The organism is Tenacibaculum amylolyticum (assembly GCF_964511145.1).
In the GTDB taxonomy this organism is placed as follows: Bacteria; Bacteroidota; Bacteroidia; order Flavobacteriales; family Flavobacteriaceae; genus Polaribacter; species Polaribacter amylolyticum.
Window position 1 is genome coordinate 25,456 of record NZ_CAZEFZ010000001.1, and the last position, 17,968, is coordinate 43,423.

The following is a 17,968-nucleotide window of genomic DNA, read 5'->3' on the forward strand; positions in this document are numbered from 1 at the left end:
CGAGTTTTTTAGTTTAGAGAGTAAATTTTATGCTCTTTATATTTAAGTATTTTGTTTTCAAGTTTATCGTTGACAAATTTTTCTTGTAAAGCTAAATTTTGTTTTAGAGTATCTAAAATAGTCTTCTTTATAAAGAAGCAATTTTGAGTATTTATTGAACAAATATATGGGTGGGTAGAAAACATTTTGTAGCTGTGATTAGCAAAACAAGCGCTTTTTGCCCAACAGGAATTACAACTTTTATTTAATGTGTTATTTGTATTAATTAGGTCATTGTCAGTAATGCTAATTATAGATGAAGGCCTGGATTTTAAACCTAATTGAATGCTCTTATTAAAATTTATATTTGATATATCATTTCTTATTATAGAAATAAGCTTTTTAGCTTCTGTGATATCTGGTTCTTTTGAGCTAATTAATGGGCTAATTTTAATTTTCTTTGGCTTGCTTTTTCCATAATTATCGGTATTGTATATAGTATAATATGGTTCCAGAATAAATTTTAAATCATATTGCTTTTGTAGTCTAAGAACTTCATTTTTAATTGGATTAGAGTACAAATCTTCTTTTTGTGGAAATTGACAAACAATTGTAAGTCTTTCAAAACCATTAAACCAAGATAATATCTTTTCCAATAAAGATATAGATGAGTGATTTGTTTCTACAATTAAATATAATTTATGATAATAATTATAATTATCTAAAACACTTTTTACAATTAAACTTTCAGTATCTATTTTATTAACGGATACGTTAATAAAAAGATTTTTTAGATGAGAAGGCGCATTTTTAATAGATAAATTTTGTAAGATTTTTTTTTCAATTTCTTCATTGTAAATAAACTTATCTTTTTGATCTAAATACTTAAACTCAAGTTCATCAATTTTAAAAATTTGATTTAGTGTACTAGCATACAAATAGCACTTGTTATTAAATTTAAAATAAAATAAACTTCCGTTTTTAATTAAATTAATAAGCTTCATTAGTTAATTTCAATGTTTAATTGTTCTACCATATACTTTCTATCTTCTAATGTTAGGTCATCATAAAATTTAAAAAGAGATTTAATTTTATTATGCATTCTATGACAGTGTTCTAAATCTAGTTTATCAATAGCTCCATTTTTTATATAGTTATTATGTATACAGCCACCACCGCCACAATAGTATTTTGCAAAACAACCTTTACATTGAGGGTGTGTATTAACAAAATCTAAATCAAACTCTTTTTCTTTGTTGTTATTTTCATTTTTTACATTACCTATTTTAAAGTCATTATCACCAACAAATCTATGACAAGGGTATACATCTCCATTAACAGCAATACCGCGCATGCTTCTCGAAACTCCACAGAAATCTACCTTTTTTGATTTTGTAATTAGTTGATTAATATACTTTGCATATTTAGTACTTTTAAAGTATGATAAACTATTACGTTCTTTAATGTTTACTAAAAACTCATTAAGTTCATCTTTATCATATTTAATTAAATTCTTTTTTTGTAAAGTATCAGTATCTTCTAAGTTGTATTTTTCTTTAGAAAAGTCAGATAGTGTTGCTACTTCAACAAAACTATTTCTAAATCCCATACTCCTAAGATTATTTCTGTAATGCAAGAGGTCTTTAGAATGGTTTGTAATAGTGGCTCTAGCTGTTGCGTTTCCGTTTCTACTATCTAAGAAAGATTTAATCTTTGGAAGTGTTTTGTCATAAGATCCTTTTCCTCCTCTAAAGGGTCTGTTTTTATCTTGAGTTTCTTTATCACCATCAAAACTAATAGTAACTTCAAAGTTAAAATGATTAAGAAAGTTGTTTATTTCATCATCAAACTTTGTTCCATTTGTAACAATTTCAAACCCTATCTTTTTTGAAATCTCTTTTTCTTTTTTAACACAATAATCTACAACAGTTTTAATTAAAGGAAAATTTAATAGGGGTTCACCTCCAAAAAATACAACAGTTAATTTTTTTTCATCTCCTGAGTTTTCAATTAAATAGTCTATTGCTCTTAAGGCATTCCCTTCTTTCATTTTTCCTTTTAAACCATATTCTCCTTCAATACCATAACAATAACCACACACTAAATTACATACTTGAGCTACATTTAAATGTATATTACTAATATGTTTTTTTGCGTTTGTAACTAAATCATTATTAGAGATTGGGATAACTTCATCAAAAGAAACCTCGTTTGTTTTTAATGATTCGTATAGTTTTCTATCTATTTTGTATAAATTTACGCCCTCAATGTCGTATATAAAATAAGTTTGCTGAACTTCTAGAAGTTTTATTAGTCTCTTCATGCTATTATTTTTGCGACAAATGTATTGAATTTTATGTTAAAAGATAAGAATATTTTATTGCTAAAATGGATTTGTAAATTCTATAAAAAGATTGTTTCATATGAATATTTAAATGAAAAATTTATTACCTCTCCCTATAAAGAACAACTATTACTTATAAGTGATGTTTCTGAACATTTGGGTATGAGGACTTTAATAAATAATGTAACAGAAGAAGAATTTAAAGAACTTAATATTAATAAACCATTAATTATTTTAGATGAAGGGGAGTTAATAGGGGTGTTGAGGAAAGGTAAAAAAATAATAGTTTATAGTAAAGGAGAAGAAAAAGAAGTAGAATGGGAAAGGTTTGTACAAAAACTAACATCTAATAATGATAGTTTAAAAATTTTAACATTAGAAACATCTCCTTCTTTTTATGAAAAAAGAACAAGAAACAACCAAGGTCTTAAGTATTTAATGAATTACATAAAGCCTTTTAAAAAGTTTTTTGTTCAATTAGGTTTTGGAGTTTTAATTATAACAACGTTGCAAATAATAGCTCCTTTCTTAACTCAACTCTTAATAGATAATGCAGTTAATGGTAAAGATTTAAATTTAGTACATGTAATATTAATAGCTCTTATTGTATTGCATCTAAGTAAAATTATTTCTGAGTTTATTAGAAATTGGATTTTTTTACACATTAGCACAAGAATAAATTTAGCTTTAGTATCAGATTTTTTGGTTAAGTTGTTTAAGTTGCCTTTAGGCTTTTTTAACTCTAGATCAATTGGAGATATTATTCAAAGAATAGATGATCAAAAAAGAGTGGAAGCATTCCTAACTAAATCCTTAATTAACATTTTATTTTCTTCGTTAACATTTTTAGTTTTTGGAATTATTCTTTTTCTATATGACACAGATATTTTTTTAATTTTCATCAGTTTTAGTATATCATATATTTTATGGAATATATATTTCATGAAAATAAGAAAAAAGTTAGATTATAATATTTTTAGACTTACCGCTTATAATAAAAATGTATTGATCCAAATATTGGATACGATGCAAGATATTAAATTAGAAAATTTAGAAAAGCAACAAAGATGGAAATGGGAGAGAAATCAAGTAAAACTTTTCCATGAAAAAAAGAAAATGTTATTGTATGAACAGTTTAATACATTAGGTTCTGTTTTAATTAATGAAGTAAAAAATGTGTTAATACTTTATTTAGCTGCTGTTGCAGTGATAAATGGAGAAATTACATTGGGGGCTATGGTCGCTGTTCAGTACATTGTTGGACAGACAAATAGGCCTATTAATGAGTTTTCTAAATTTGTCTTAGAATATCAACTGGCGATAATTAGTATTAAGAGAATTAATTCTATTAATGATGAAAATAATGAACATGAAAAGATAAATGAGGTAATAACTTCTATTCCAAAGGATAATACAATTGTTTTTGATAATGTATATTATAAATATTCTTTACAAAAGAAGAAGGTATTTACCTTAAGTAATATTTCATTTGTTATACCTGAAAAAAAGATTACTGCAATAATTGGAAATAGCGGAAGTGGTAAAACTTCATTATTAAAAATGCTTGTAAAAATTCAAAATCCTAATGGAGGGAAGATAACTATTGGAGGAATGAATTTAAAAAATATAGATACAAGATGGTGGAGGTCTAATTGTGGTGTTATTTTACAGGATAGTCATTTATTTGATAAAACAATTCTGAGAAATATAGTTGGAGAAACATTAGATATAGATATGGATAGACTTCTTTATGCTATAAAGTCAGCGAATATTCATGATTATATAGATTCGCTTCCCAATGGTTTAAAAACTATGATGAGGAGTAATGGAAAGGGGCTTAGTGCAGGGCAGAAGCAAAGAATTCTTCTTGCAAGAATGATTTATAAAAATCCTAAGTTCATTTTTATGGATGAAGCTACTAGCTCGTTAGATGTGAAAAATGAGTTCGAAATTTTAGAAAACTTAAGAGACTTTTTTAAAGATAAGACAGTGGTTATTGTTACGCATAAAATCAATAGAATTTTAAAAGCAGATAATATTATCTTGATTAATAATGGTAAGATTATAGAGCAAGGAACACATCATGATTTAATTGAATCTAAAAATAAAATTTATCAGAGAATGTTAAGGCTCTCATCTATTGAAATGGTCTAATTAAGGATATGATTAATTAATGAGTTTTATTTTTTTGTATAAAATACTTTCTGAATCAATTGCTTTAAGGTAATAATTGATTTAGAAAGTATTTGTTCTTTTGATGTTAATTAAAATTAAATATCTTCAAAAAAAGTTATATCATAGGGCGTTTTTATAGAATAATATTGTGAGGCCATAAAGAGCCTTTTTAAAATATAGAACTTTAAATTTTTATCATGCTTATAATGCTCTTTGAAAAACTCAATAATTTCCATTTTGCATTTAGGTGAGCTATTAAGATAATATGTTATATATTCTAATAAGTCAATAGCTTTTTTATATAAGTCTGATAATAGTTTTTTGTCATAACTATTATTTTTATTGATCAAATCACTTAAAGATTTTTGGTTAAATAGTCCTATTAATACATATTTCTTCATATCTGAATGAAGATCGTGTTTTGTTTTATAGTGTTGTTTTTTAATTTTAAGTTTAAAATTATTATCGAATTTAACAACATAACCTTCTTCTGGTTTTTTTGAAATATCATTAAAAGCACTGTTTAAAGATATATTATATTGTTTAGGTTTTTTAAAAAAAGGAAATTCATCTAATTTTATAGGTTTTCCTGTATTAGTTTCAGTAACATCTATTAAAAATAAATCTTCAATGTCTTTATAGTTAACAATATTACGAGTTGATGGAGATATTAACTCAAAAGCGTATGTGTAATCTTTATTTAGTAAAGAAAAGTACTTACTATATTTTTGATGAAAAACTTTATTAGCTATAATTGACTGGAAAGAATCAAATTTTCCTTTTGTTGTAAGAAATGGTTTGTTATTTATCCAATATAGAATTAGTAGAGAACCATCAAGTTTTTCAAAAATTGTATATTTTCGTTTAAAAGGAATCTCTACTTTTTTATCAAGTTGAGATGTTTCAAAAAACTTTCTAAAAGGTCTAGATAGTATATTAAGATTGCTATCAACAACTATTCCTCTGCAATTTAATGTTAAATCATTCCATTTACCTTCTTTGGACGCTTTTTTAGTGTAAGACAGTAAAAAAATATTGTAATATGGATGTTTGATTTTGTTTATATAACCATGTTGAATCAGAGAGTGAAGTTCTTTAGTATTGTTTAATTCCATATTTCATTGATTTTTGATAGAGGTAAAAACCTCCAAAAAACTAATTTTTCAAATTCATTTTTATCATAAAAACCATATGAATCGACTTCTTCTTTTTGTAGCTTAGGAATAAACTCTTGCTCTTTACTTTTACTAAGTTTTGTTAAATAACAAAATACTCTTTTTGTTAAAACTCCTTTATTGAAATAGTTAATAATATATTGTTTTCCTAGATCTTTTAGGTTTAAAGAAATCCCTATCTCTTCATATGCTTCTCTTATAGCAGCCATTTTTAAACTTTCTCCTTGATTTATAATTCCTTTTGGTAATGAGTATTGACCTTCAGGAAGGTTTTTAGGTTTAATTAACAAGATTTTACCGTCATTATTTATAATAATTACACCTGATGAAATAATCAAGTTATTTGCTATCCTCATTTTTATTTTCTCTTTTTTTTCTATTAAATAACCTTTTTATTTTATAAAATAACCTTTCAAATAAATTCATCTTTTCGGTTATTATTTTTGCTTCACCACTTAATTCAGGAGAGAATGGTATAACATACATATTATCTGTTGTTAAGTTATTTGTAAGTTTTATTTCCACATTATAAAAACCTTCATAAGGTACAGGAGAAATACTTTTAACTGTACCTTTTATAATCCCAAATTCGCTGAAATTATAACCGTTGATATAAATCATTACATTACTACCTAATTTTACTTTTCCAAATTTAAATTCAGGCATTTTAGCAATACCAAAAATATGTTCATTTTTAGGAACAATAGAACCGATTTCATTTCCAACAGAAGTAACTTGTTGGCTTCCCCAAATATTATTAAGAACTAATTTCCCATCTATTGGAGAAATTAATAAGTACTTTTTTTTCCAAGCTTCTATATTGCTTTTTATTTGGTAAAGAGATGTTCTATAACTAGATAATAACCTTAAATAAATTTCATCACCTTCTTTTTTTGTCAAATTAAGGTTAGAATTTGTTTTTAGATTATTAGCTTCCATTTGTCGAATAGCAGAAGTTTTGGAGAGAAGATTATTACGAATATCAATATCCTTTTGCTTTGCAGTTTCTAAATCTTTTAAAGAAATAACTCCTTTTTTGTATAAGGTTATAGATCTATCTAGTTGAGATTTAGATAGCTTTGTTTTTTCTATAAGGATTTCTTTCTCTTTGTTTAGACTTTCTATTAGATGTGTATTAGAGTATAATTCACCTTTAAGATTTGAAATTTTAGTGTCGTTTCTTTTTATCTTAGAAAATATATCAAATTCATTCTTAGCATTTAAAAAACTAGAATAAGAAGCCTGTAATTCCCCTAATTTAAGTTCATAAGTAGAAAGCTTATTAAAGGAAATGGTATCTGTAATTATATTAAAATGATGTAATTTTTTTTCAAGAGACAAAACATCTTTAAGTTTTGCATGATTTTCTATAACGCCAAGAATTTCTCCTTTTTTTACAATAGAGTTATTCTTTTTTAAATCAATAATTCGTCCATTAATATTACTTATTATAGGAGCTCTAGGGGTAATCGAAACGATTTTTATTTCACTACTAATATAATCAGGATAGTCAATGAAATAAGAAGCGACTCCAACAGCTAGTAAAAAAAAGAAAATTATGGAAAAACCAGATCTTAGATAAAATTTAGGAGGATCATTCATTAATATATCGAACTCTTCACTTTTATTATCTATATTATCAAGAATATTATTACTCATTATAAAGATTGTATGCGATTAGGCTTAAAATATTTGGGTTTAAAGTATCTAATATGAAATTGAAATAGAAATTTAAAATTATTTTGTCTTCCAAACATTCTTCTTTTGTTTGAGACTTTAATAAGTGAAAATGCATTTCTTTTTGTGCGTTTTTATATGTCTTAATAAAAGAAGAGTTTTTGCAGAATATATTGTAAGTATGAGAAACCTCATTATAAGAAACTAATGACTCATTTAACATCTTAATTTCCTTTATTTTTTCTTTTCTTTTTTTAATTAGTTGCTTATAGTTATAATATGTATAATCAATGTCATAAGAATTAGCTATGTTACTTAAATATATATATTGATAAAACTCTTTGGAGTTTTTTATAGACATACTTTCTAACGTCTTTTTTATAAAAAGTTTACCAAATGAGAAAATAGCTATTTTATTTGCTAATATGTTTTTATTTTCTAGAATTAAATCTGTAATTAATATTAAGTCTTTTTCTAGAGCATTATTAAGTGCCGTATTACAAAATGGTAAAAGCTTGGTTTGTTTGAGTTGTATATTTACCCGATCACTTGAAGCTATTTTATAATAATTAATTAACCAACTTTTTAGAAGAATTGGATACTTTTCTTTTGTGTTAGAGGATTGTACAGTTATTGTGAAATTGTCATTGTTATATGAATAATATTGTAAAGCAAAGTTTTCTGCTTTTAGTTTTTGAGAGATTTTATGTAAATCTTTCCTAAAAAAAGATTCAGGGATATATTTTCTTTTTAAAACTACTTCATAATTTTTTTCATTATTAAAAGTAGGTATGCTCTTTAGAGAATTAGAGTCTTGAATTTCACCAAAGAATAATAACTTATCTAAAACTAGTTTTTTAAACTCTATTTTATTCCAATTTTCAATTTCTCTCATTATTTTGTTATAAAAACTAGGGTAAGCTTTAGCTAATTCTCTAGCTTTATTTTTGCCTCGACCTATTGTTGAGAGTTTATGAGATAACAAAATGTCTGTTAATTCATCTACAATAAGGTAAGAAGCAAAATAATACTCACCGAAAGTTTTTATATCTTCAATATCTTCTAATGCATTAACAATTGTTTTTTTCTTAAAATTTAATTGGTTAGAAGTTAATGTTCCATATTCTAAGATTAACTTTTTTTTAGAAAAGTGAATTAATTCACTTAAAAAATTTGTTTTATCAAATAAGATAACTGCAGAAGAAATCATATTAAAGTAAACGCCATATCTTGAGTTTATATCTAAATATAGATTTCGTAATAAATAGTTGTAATGAGTTGAAAGATAAATTATATCATACTTAAACTGTTGATGTTTAATTTTTTCAACAAAAGTTTGAGATACGGAGTCAGAAAATATTATTATATCTATATCTGAGTTCTCAGTGTTTTTCTTTTTAGCAAAACTTCCAGTTAATAAGGCTCCTGTAGCATCAGGAAATGTTTCTTTTACAAAGCTTTTTATACTACTTAAGTGCTGTGTTTTCAATTTCAATAATATGAATTTAATTTTTTAGCAAATATATTTATTTAGATATATTAAAAAAATTATACTTCATATTAGAATTTAGATAAGATCATTGCTTTTTCCTGTTTCTTTACCTTAAGGAAAGATTTCTTACAATCTATTATTTCGAAATTTAATACTTCTCCAAAACTTTAATCATCTTAAAAGATTTTAATAAATGAAATAATCCAGGAATAATAATCAATCCTCCAATAATAAGAGAAATTCCTAAGACATGAATCACAGACTCAGGAGCTGTATTTTCTAAAAGATTCATTTTACCATTTTTAAGTAATAGTAAATTGGGAAAATGAGGAATTAAAGGTACAGCAATTATTAAAATGACTTGTATACCCGCATAAATTCTGCTACTAATTCGGTTTCCTTTTCTTATGGCACGCCATAATGGAAATAAACCAATGGCGGAAAGTATTATTAAAGAAATACTAATAGGACTTTTTATAACACGACTTATAAAATCATGATCTGCGAAATAACCATAACCAATTGTAATTAATCCGAGTACAACCACTACAATAGTTGCTATTTTCGCTTTTCTTACATATACAGGATATCCTTCTTCATCTGCTTCACCAATTAATAATACGGCTGATAAAAAAGCACATAAACTTGCAAAAAACAATCCCACTAAAAAAGAAAATAAATTGAACCAAGGAGTTACATATCCTTCAGCAAAAGAAGGAATATAACTTTCTGATGGAAGTACAATTTTATTAGAAATCATTCCGCCAAAAATCATCCCAAGAAAAATAGGTGTTACTAAGCTCGATATACGAAATAAAGCATTATAAATATGTTGAGAACTATCTTGATAGGCATCGTAATGTCTAAAAACAAAAGCAACACCACGTAATGTAATACCTATTAACATTAAAGTAATTGGAATGTGCAATGCAGTAACCATTACTTTATAGTACTGCGGAAAGGCTATCCATAGAATTACAATGAGAATAATTACCCAAATATGATTGGCTTCCCAAACAGGTCCCATAACTCTATAAATTGTTTTTTTAGTAATTGTCTGATTTGTTTTGGAAGAAAATAATTCTATAATACCAGCACCAAAATCAGCACCGCCTAATAATACATATAACAATAAAGAAAAAGCTAAGAAAAATAATACAACAGATATCATAAGCTAGGTTTTGGAGAATTATTTAACGATTTTATTTGTCTATTTAGCAGCCAAGCAACAGTAAGAGTTAAAATGCTATATAAAACGACATATAAGTAGAAACTATATACAATCCCTGGCATTGGTGTTACAGCATCTTTTGTTCGCATAATTTGGTGGATAATCCAAGGTTGTCTACCAACTTCCGTAACAATCCAACCTGCTTCTAGAGCAATAAAACCAGTTGGTGTTAGGAATATAAATAGTTTCCAGAAACTATTTTTGTTAAACCATTGTTTCTTTCGGTAGTTAATAATAAAGAACAGAATTCCTGCTAAAAATAGAATTCCGCCTAAGCCTACCATAATCTGAAAAGCATAATGCACAATGGCTACATTCGGAATTTCATCTTCAGGAAAGTCATTTAGTCCTTTTACTTCTGCATTAGGATTACCAAAAGCTAAAAAAGACAAAGCTTTGGGAATTTCAATTTTGTAGTTGACTTCTTTTTTCTCTTGATCTACAATTCCACCGATATACAACGGAACACCTTTAGCTGTTTCATAATGTGCTTCCATAGCAGCTAATTTTACAGGTTGACGTTGCGCTACATCCTTCGCAGACAAGTCGCCACTAATAGGTTGTAAAATGGCAGCAATGGCTCCAAAAGTAATGGCAATTTTAAATGCTTTGGTATGAATTTCTTTCTGCTTTCCTTTTAAAATTTGATATGCATGAATTCCAGCAACTGCAAATCCTGTTGCGGTAAAAGCAGCCAATACCATATGCAATGCTTGCGTAAACCATGCAGGATTGAGTAAAGCTTGTATAGGATCAATATTTAAAAACTTTCCATCTACATAATCAAAACCAGAAGGAGCATTCATCCATCCATTAGCTGAAACTACCAGAACTCCAGAAGCAACTCCAGCAATACCTACAATTATTCCTGTAAACCAATGAAATTTAGGAGGGATTTTATTCCAACCGTATAAATAAAACCCAAGGGCAATGGCTTCTACAAAAAATGCCGCTCCCTCTAAAGAAAACGGCATTCCAATAATTGGTCCAGCGTGTTCCATAAATTCGGGCCATAATAAGCCTAATTCAAAAGATAAAGCAGTTCCAGAAACTGCTCCAGTTACAAAGAAAATAGCCACTCCTTTTTGCCATACTTTAGTGAGTTGTAAATACATTGGATTTTGGGTGTTGAGCCACTTTTTATGAGAAACAACCATAAAAAAAGGCATGACCATTCCAATACATGCAAATACGATATGAAAAATGAGCGTAAATGCCATTTGAAGTCTTGCTGCATCTAAGTTTTCCATAACAAAAAAGTCTTTGAGATAAGTACAGTAAACTTACGAAATAATAGGTTCTTATACTATTAATAAAAGCAAAAAAGGTTGTCTGAATAGACAACCTTTTGAATAAATAATTTATTGTTTTTTACCTATAAATTAATTTACTATAACTAATAATCTCTTTTCCATTATGTATTTTAAGAATATAAAATCCTTTTGGATATTTTGAAATATCAATATTTTCATTAGGACCACTTAAAGAACTTTGTAATATGCGTTTTCCTTGAATATTAAAAATGTCTAACATAAGATTATTTCTAATATTACTGTTTTTAACAGAAATATTAAAACGACCATTTATAGTCGGATTAGGGTATACACCAATATTATTGGCATCTAATTCATTAAATAAAATCTCTTCTTTATGTAAAGTTAAAGGTGTAATTTTTAAATCTAATAAAGAGTTTTCTCTATAAGCATTTAAGATTTCAATAGAAAAGTCATCATCTAATAAACTTTCCGCTAGTTCTATATTATTGTTTAATAAAGCTATTTCAAAATCAGTAGATTTTAAATTAGTTATTTTACTACTTGTAGGGATCGTAGTATGTAGAGTTTCACACTTATTAAATAGGTTTATAGCAGAACCACAACCACTAGCATCTTGAAAATTAACAGACGAATCTGTGCAAGGAGAGCTTGATAAACTCATAGCATTAACGTCAGTGTAAGTGAAAGGAAATGAACCATTCAATTTTATATATCTAAATTCTTTTGGAACAAAACAATTAAAGTATTGATACATAAAATCTGAGTTAAATTGATTACCAGCTCCTTTGCCTAGGCCGCAACTACCTTGGTGCCCTAATCTTCCATTGTATGTAGTCCCGTTAGATGTTATTTTTTCTATGTTAATTCCATATTGATTGTTATCAACAAAGTTATTACATGAAATTTCAGTATTATCATTTGGTCCTTGTATTTGAATAGCAATAAGCATATTATCAAAGTCATTAAGATATAGTTTACCGCCAATTCCTGAATTAGTAGTAGGTAGATTTTGTGTTGTATATCCTGTATGAGAATTAATAATACCATAACTGTAATCAGCCCCTTTAAATGTATTTTCATCAATAATATGATTATTACATTCACTAGTGTGAACTCCCCAACCTGAAGTTAAACTGCCTAATCCTCCTGAACTTTTAGCAACATCAGCAATATTAAATTCATTTAACGTTATTCTATCTCCTTTGCTTCTAGAAGAAGAAATACATTTAGCTACATTTGTAAATGTACTTCTCGTAACCAATATTGAAGTGTTACCATGATTGGCATAGTGATCAATACCTTTGTATAAATTTTGAAAAGTGTTAGGTATGCTATTGGCATAAGGATCATTAGGATTATAAGGACCAGAACTATTTTTTGATAATACTTTTATATTAGAGTAGTAACTAACTATTCCAACACCAAGGTCAGATGTATTACCTGTTGGTGTTTGATTATTTATAAAAGTATTTCCTGAAAATATAGCTGAAGTATTATTTAACTTAATAAAATATTTCATTTTACTAAATAAAATAGAATCATCAGTCGTAAAATTACATTCTGAAATACCTATTTGTGCGTTACTTCTGTTAAATGCATTTATAGCAATTTCATTATTAATAAAGTTAGATTTATGAGTACTTATTATTGCTCCATTAGAAGCATTAATAGCAATTTTAGCATTTTTGATATTACTATTATTACGTACAACTAAATAACCTTGATTGCTTGCAATTACAGGTTTTGATTGATCACCTTGTACAGTAATACCACCCCAAGTTGAATTACACATTCCTTGAATTGTAGAGTTATCTATAATTAAAGTACCTCCTGGTTCAACAATGATTCCTGAATTTTTTCCTTCAAATTCTATTATTGAATTTTTAACAGTAATCGTTTTTCCTGTTCTTACATATCTGTAACCATTAAAGCGACGCGTATTACCATTGGAATTGGTTAAGATAGGAATTCCCCCTGTGTATAATTGAGGAGAATAATGCATGTCTTTAGGTCCTAGTATTCTCGTGTTTCCGTTACAATTATCTGTATAAGTTAATTTAAATGAATACAAATTACAATTAACCCAAGGGAATCCTAAAGCAGAACTAAAATCAATAGTTGTTTGTGTTGAAGGTACTGTGATGTTTCCGTATCCAATAACTTCCCATGTTACGCTAGGAGTAATAGCAGCTATAGGAAAAGAATTTGGACTAGATTTTAGTACTCCTCTATACCCAGTACTACTGTTAAAAATATCAAAATCAATGGTTGGTTTTTTGATAGTTTTAGTTTCCTTATCAGTTGTTCCACACGCATCATATTCTATCGTAATTTCATAACTTCTACAAGGATCAAATGAATAGTTTAATTCTAATCGAGAGCCTTTACTTAAATTATGAATTCCTTTCTTTAAATAAAGCCCAGGTTTTACTTGATTTGGGTTTCTAATAAACCATTTAACATCTCTATAATTTCCTAATGCATAATTAAAATTTATAAACACTTTAGGTATTCCATTTTGTACTATTATATCTAAAGTAAAAGCTTCTTTTATAGGGCAAGGATTAGATGTTAGATTGGTGTTTTTTTCACTGTAAGTTAATGAAGGTTTAGTGTCGAAATTATGATTATCACTAAATGAGTGAGAAAGAATAATTCCTCCTAAGATTAATAAAATTGTGAGTAGTTTTCTCATAAGTAGGGACATTTAAAAGTTATTTCATGTAAAAGTACTTTGCTCTTATGAGTTATTATTTGATGAATAGGTATATGGTAGCTTAACTTTCGAAAAGGGTTACTTTCAAGTTATATTTGGTAAAATTTCAGAAATAGAAATTAAGAGAATAAATTAGTTAGAATGATTAAGGAAGGTTTTCTAAAAATTCTTTTCGTACTCTTCTGGGTACGGTGATTTTAATATTATTTTTGAGAACAATTACCCCTTCATTAAAGTATTTAGAGATGTAATTAAGGTTGATAATACTTGATTTTCCTATTTCATAAAAATTAGGATTATTCGTTAGTATACTATGAAAGTGTTTGAGTGTTTTAGAAGAGGTAATCTTGGAACCATCACAGCAATGAATATTGGTATAACCACAATCAGATTTTAAACAAATAATATTGGAAGTATGGAGAATTGTATGGGATCCTATTTCTGGAATTGTAATCTGTTTTTTTGAAATATCTATATTTTGTAATAATGATTTGATATTATTTGTTAGACTAAGATTAGTTTTATTTTTTTGGTGAGTATATCGATTAACAGTTTCTTTGAGTTCACTAATACCAATAGGTTTTAATAAGTAATCAAAAGCAGAGAATTTAAAAGCATTAATAGCGAATTCATTATAAGCTGTACAGAAAATAATATCAAAAGTAATTTCTGTAAACATTTTTAGCATTTCAAAACCATTTACTCTAGGCATTTGAATATCTAGAAAAACCAAATCTGGAGTTAATTCTGTTATCTTTTTATAACCATCTTCGCCTCCATTGGCAATTGCAATAACTTTTAGATTGGGACAGAATTCATTAATGTAGTTTTGTAATGTAGTACTAGCCATGTGTTCATCATCTACAATAATAACGTTGTAAGTTTTCATAGTGTTAATTTTACTTTGGTTCCACAGATTTCTTTTTTACTATTGAGAATGTCAAAAATCTCAACAGTTTGTTTTATAACTTTACTAGTATTAATTAAAGAAAGACGTTCTTCTAATAAAGACATACCAATAGAGTTTTTTACATTGTTTTGTAATCGTTTAGAAGCTTCTCTTCCAATGCCGTCATCTATAATTTCACAAATAATCCGATTATTTTCTTCATAAATATTAATAATGATTGTTCCTTTTCCACTAGGAGTATTCATAATTCCATGCCAAATAGCATTTTCAACATAAGGCTGAAGTAACATTGGCGCTATTTTAACTTGATTTTGATTTATGTTTTTAGATATGTTAAAAGTGTATTGGAAGTTATTTTTAAGTCGCTCTTGTTCAATATTCATATAAAGGGTTAAAGCTTCAATTTCTTCGCCTAGTGTTATTGTTTCTTTTTGAGTGTTTTGAAGTATAAGTCGAATAAGTTTAGAAAACTTATGAACGAATTCTAGAGCTTTATTAGTGTTGTTTTGCTGAATATAATACTGAATACTATTCATCGCATTGAATGTAAAATGCGGATTCATTTGAGAACGTAATAATTTTAATTCTGCTTGAATTGCTCGCCTTTTTAGAAATTCTCTTCTCTTTATTATTTTAAGACGGTGGTTCACAAAGAAAATAGTGCTTAGAATAGTAAGTATCGCTATTAAAAAGCTAAAAGTAATTGTTTCCCAAAAGTGTGGTTTTTTAGAAAACTGAATTGTTTGGGAAGAACTACTAATTCCTTGGTGGTTAATTGTTTTTACTTCAAATACATAACTCCCTTTTGGAAGCGTAGAATATTGTACTGATGGATTTTTAGTTGTGTACCAATTGGAATCTAAACCTCTGAGTCTATATTGATAAACCAAGTCTCCATGATCTCTTAAGGAAATTCCTAGAAAATTTATGGTTAATAAGTTCTCATCTGGTGCAATACAAAAATCATCTTTATTTTTTTGTTGATTTTCAACAAGCACATCTTTAATGTAAATTCTAGGAATATACTTTTTCTTATAATAGTCACTATCAAAATAAGAAATTCCAATGTCTGAAGCTACCCATACTTTATTGTTGAACTCATGAATTGCATTTATCTGATTGGAAATAAGACCATCTTTCTTCGTAAAGTTATCAATATCATTAATGTTTTCTAAATTGATTCCAGATAGCCCATTTTCAGTAGCAACCCAAACCCGTTTTTGTCCGATATATAATTGTGTACATATAGAACCTAGTAATCCTTGAGATGTTGTTATATTAGTAACAGTTCCATTATGTAAAAGTAGTACACCCTTTCCTTTGGTTGCTGCCCAATTTCTTCCATATTTATCTCTTTGAATAGTTTCAATACGTGTTTTAAAAAGAGGATTTTGTTCCCTTAAATCAATAACTTTTCCAGACTCATCTAATTCTATTAAACCTTCTAATGTACCTATATATAAAGTGCTCTTGTTTTTATAAGAAATACTTTTAATTTTCCGTATCATTAGATTTTTATCTTTACTAAAGAATTGTTTAAAGAGCAAAATAGAATCGTTTTTTCCTAACATGTATACGAATAATCTATTATAGAGTGTATAATGTTCTTTGTTAAGAGTAACAACATTTCTAACAGGAAGCATTGCATTATTGGGACTAACTTTTCTTTTTTCTTTTAAATATTTAAGTCCATTATCTTTAATACAATAAAAAACAACTTTATTTCTAAAATTGGTTAAACGCCCATCTATTGTATTATAAGGTTGATCGACAATTTTCTCAAAACGATTTTTGGTATATTGTAAAATATCACTTTCTCTAGTTCTTAAAACAAGATGATCGATTCCGTCTAATTCTTTTATAGTTTCATAATTGTAATGCTTATTAGGAATAGTCTTTATAAAACTTTGAGGTTGATAATAGATACCAGAATTAAGAGTGGCAGTCCAAATACCATTTTGAGAATCTGTAACGATATTTGTAATACTGTTTCGTGTGTTTTTACCATGAGAAATAGATACAGAATCAAGATTAATAGGGTAAAATTTTCTGTTATTTGTGTCAGAAAAAGCAAATCCATTTTTATTTTTTATAATTGGAATTGAGGAAAATCGATTTTCTCCTGAAACTTTAATAGTCTTAAATTTCTTTTTTTTAGAATCGAAAAAGTTTAACGAACTTCCACTATTAGAATAAAAAAGTATTTCATTGTGTAGCAACCATTTTCGTGTAGCTCCATTTACTCTTTTATATGAAGAGTCTATTGTATCAGATGAGGTGTTTGTTTTTAATTTTCCTTTCTTAGTTAATAAAAAAGTTAGGTAGAAATGCTTGTCTATTAACTTGATGTTGAATGCATTTTTGAAGAGACGAGGTTTTATTTTCTTTCTATAATAGCTTCCAGAGTAGATATACCCATTAGAGTCTATTTGTCGTAAGGTATATTGTTCTTTAGTTGGAGAAATTGAGAGTGAATCTTGATGTGTAAATTGAGCTTTGAATTCCCCAAGAGAACTACCTATCCATATCGTTTCATATTTGTCTACATATATGGAAAGTATATGCCCAATAGTAGTGTGTTTTAGATTCGTTTTAGGTTGAAATATTTGATCATTATAGTAATAAGATAATTTTCCGTTATAAGACAAAAACCAAACTCTTCCGAAACGATCTTCATAGAATTTAAAGATTGTATTATCTCCTAAATTATGGTCTGTAGTGAAGTTTTTAAAATTATAACCATCATATTTACTCAGTCCTCTATCTGTAGCAATCCAGATGTAGCCTTTTGTATCTTGATAAATATCATATGTTTCATTACTAGGTAACCCTTGATCTGTAGTAAAATGATATACGTTTTGCTCTTGAGAAAAGAGAAAATTGGTAATGAAAAAAACGATATAAAATAGTTCGGTTTTGGGTACAACGAAATATTTAGAAAATCTATTGTTGGGGGACATTTGATTTACAGTTTATTTAAAAAAGAAATAAA

General features: G+C 27.2%; 12 protein-coding genes. 1 reads left to right on the top strand and 11 read right to left on the bottom strand.

Going from position 1 to position 17,968, the window contains the following annotated elements:
- Positions 1–8 precede the first annotated feature (8 nt).
- Together ACKTTC_RS00150 and ACKTTC_RS00155 are read right to left on the bottom strand one after the other, a co-directional pair.
- Positions 9–917 carry a hypothetical protein gene (locus ACKTTC_RS00150; protein ID WP_408037229.1) on the bottom strand — a complete coding sequence of 303 codons (909 nt, stop codon included), beginning with the start codon at positions 915–917 and terminating at the stop codon, positions 9–11.
- A gap of 65 nt (positions 918–982) precedes the next feature.
- Positions 983–2,302 (bottom strand): SPASM domain-containing protein, encoded by a 1,320-nt coding sequence (locus ACKTTC_RS00155; RefSeq protein ID WP_408037230.1) that lies wholly within the window; start codon positions 2,300–2,302, stop codon positions 983–985.
- 183 nt (positions 2,303–2,485) lie between these two features.
- On the opposite strand from ACKTTC_RS00155, the gene ACKTTC_RS00160 reads away from it, so the two are divergent.
- Positions 2,486–4,477, top strand: a complete 1,992-nt coding sequence (locus ACKTTC_RS00160; RefSeq protein WP_408037232.1) for a peptidase domain-containing ABC transporter — start codon at positions 2,486–2,488, stop codon at positions 4,475–4,477.
- A 116-nt stretch (positions 4,478–4,593) separates the two neighbouring features.
- On the opposite strand, the gene ACKTTC_RS00165 is transcribed toward ACKTTC_RS00160, so the two are convergent.
- The 9 genes from ACKTTC_RS00165 to ACKTTC_RS00205 form a co-directional block, all read right to left on the bottom strand.
- Positions 4,594–5,613, bottom strand: a complete 1,020-nt coding sequence (locus tag ACKTTC_RS00165; protein WP_408037234.1) for an RNA ligase — start codon at positions 5,611–5,613, stop codon at positions 4,594–4,596.
- On the bottom strand, positions 5,604–6,029 hold the full coding sequence (locus tag ACKTTC_RS00170; protein ID WP_408037235.1) for an NUDIX hydrolase: 426 nt from the start codon (positions 6,027–6,029) through the stop codon (positions 5,604–5,606). Before ACKTTC_RS00170 ends, ACKTTC_RS00165 begins: the two co-directional genes overlap by 10 nt.
- Positions 6,013–7,332, bottom strand: a complete 1,320-nt coding sequence (locus ACKTTC_RS00175) for an HlyD family secretion protein (protein ID WP_408037236.1) — start codon at positions 7,330–7,332, stop codon at positions 6,013–6,015. The genes ACKTTC_RS00170 and ACKTTC_RS00175 overlap by 17 nt, the downstream gene beginning before the upstream one ends.
- Entirely contained in the window at positions 7,325–8,839 is a 1,515-nt protein-coding gene (locus tag ACKTTC_RS00180; protein ID WP_408037237.1) for a nucleotidyltransferase domain-containing protein, read from the bottom strand. The genes ACKTTC_RS00175 and ACKTTC_RS00180 overlap by 8 nt, the downstream gene beginning before the upstream one ends.
- Before the next feature lie 151 nt (positions 8,840–8,990).
- Positions 8,991–10,013 carry a cytochrome d ubiquinol oxidase subunit II gene (locus tag ACKTTC_RS00185; RefSeq protein WP_408037238.1) on the bottom strand — a complete coding sequence of 341 codons (1,023 nt, stop codon included), beginning with the start codon at positions 10,011–10,013 and terminating at the stop codon, positions 8,991–8,993.
- Complete coding sequence (locus ACKTTC_RS00190; protein WP_408037239.1) at positions 10,010–11,323, bottom strand: cytochrome ubiquinol oxidase subunit I; 1,314 nt, start codon at positions 11,321–11,323, stop codon at positions 10,010–10,012. The genes ACKTTC_RS00185 and ACKTTC_RS00190 overlap by 4 nt, the downstream gene beginning before the upstream one ends.
- A gap of 121 nt (positions 11,324–11,444) precedes the next feature.
- Positions 11,445–14,045 carry a T9SS type A sorting domain-containing protein gene (locus ACKTTC_RS00195; RefSeq protein WP_408037240.1) on the bottom strand — a complete coding sequence of 867 codons (2,601 nt, stop codon included), beginning with the start codon at positions 14,043–14,045 and terminating at the stop codon, positions 11,445–11,447.
- Between the two features lie 166 nt (positions 14,046–14,211).
- The gene (locus ACKTTC_RS00200; protein ID WP_408037241.1) at positions 14,212–14,955 is read right to left on the bottom strand and encodes a LytR/AlgR family response regulator transcription factor; all 744 of its coding nucleotides are present in this window, start codon (positions 14,953–14,955) and stop codon (positions 14,212–14,214) included.
- On the bottom strand, positions 14,952–17,936 hold the full coding sequence (locus ACKTTC_RS00205) for a sensor histidine kinase (protein WP_408037242.1): 2,985 nt from the start codon (positions 17,934–17,936) through the stop codon (positions 14,952–14,954). Before ACKTTC_RS00205 ends, ACKTTC_RS00200 begins: the two co-directional genes overlap by 4 nt.
- Positions 17,937–17,968 lie beyond the last annotated feature (32 nt).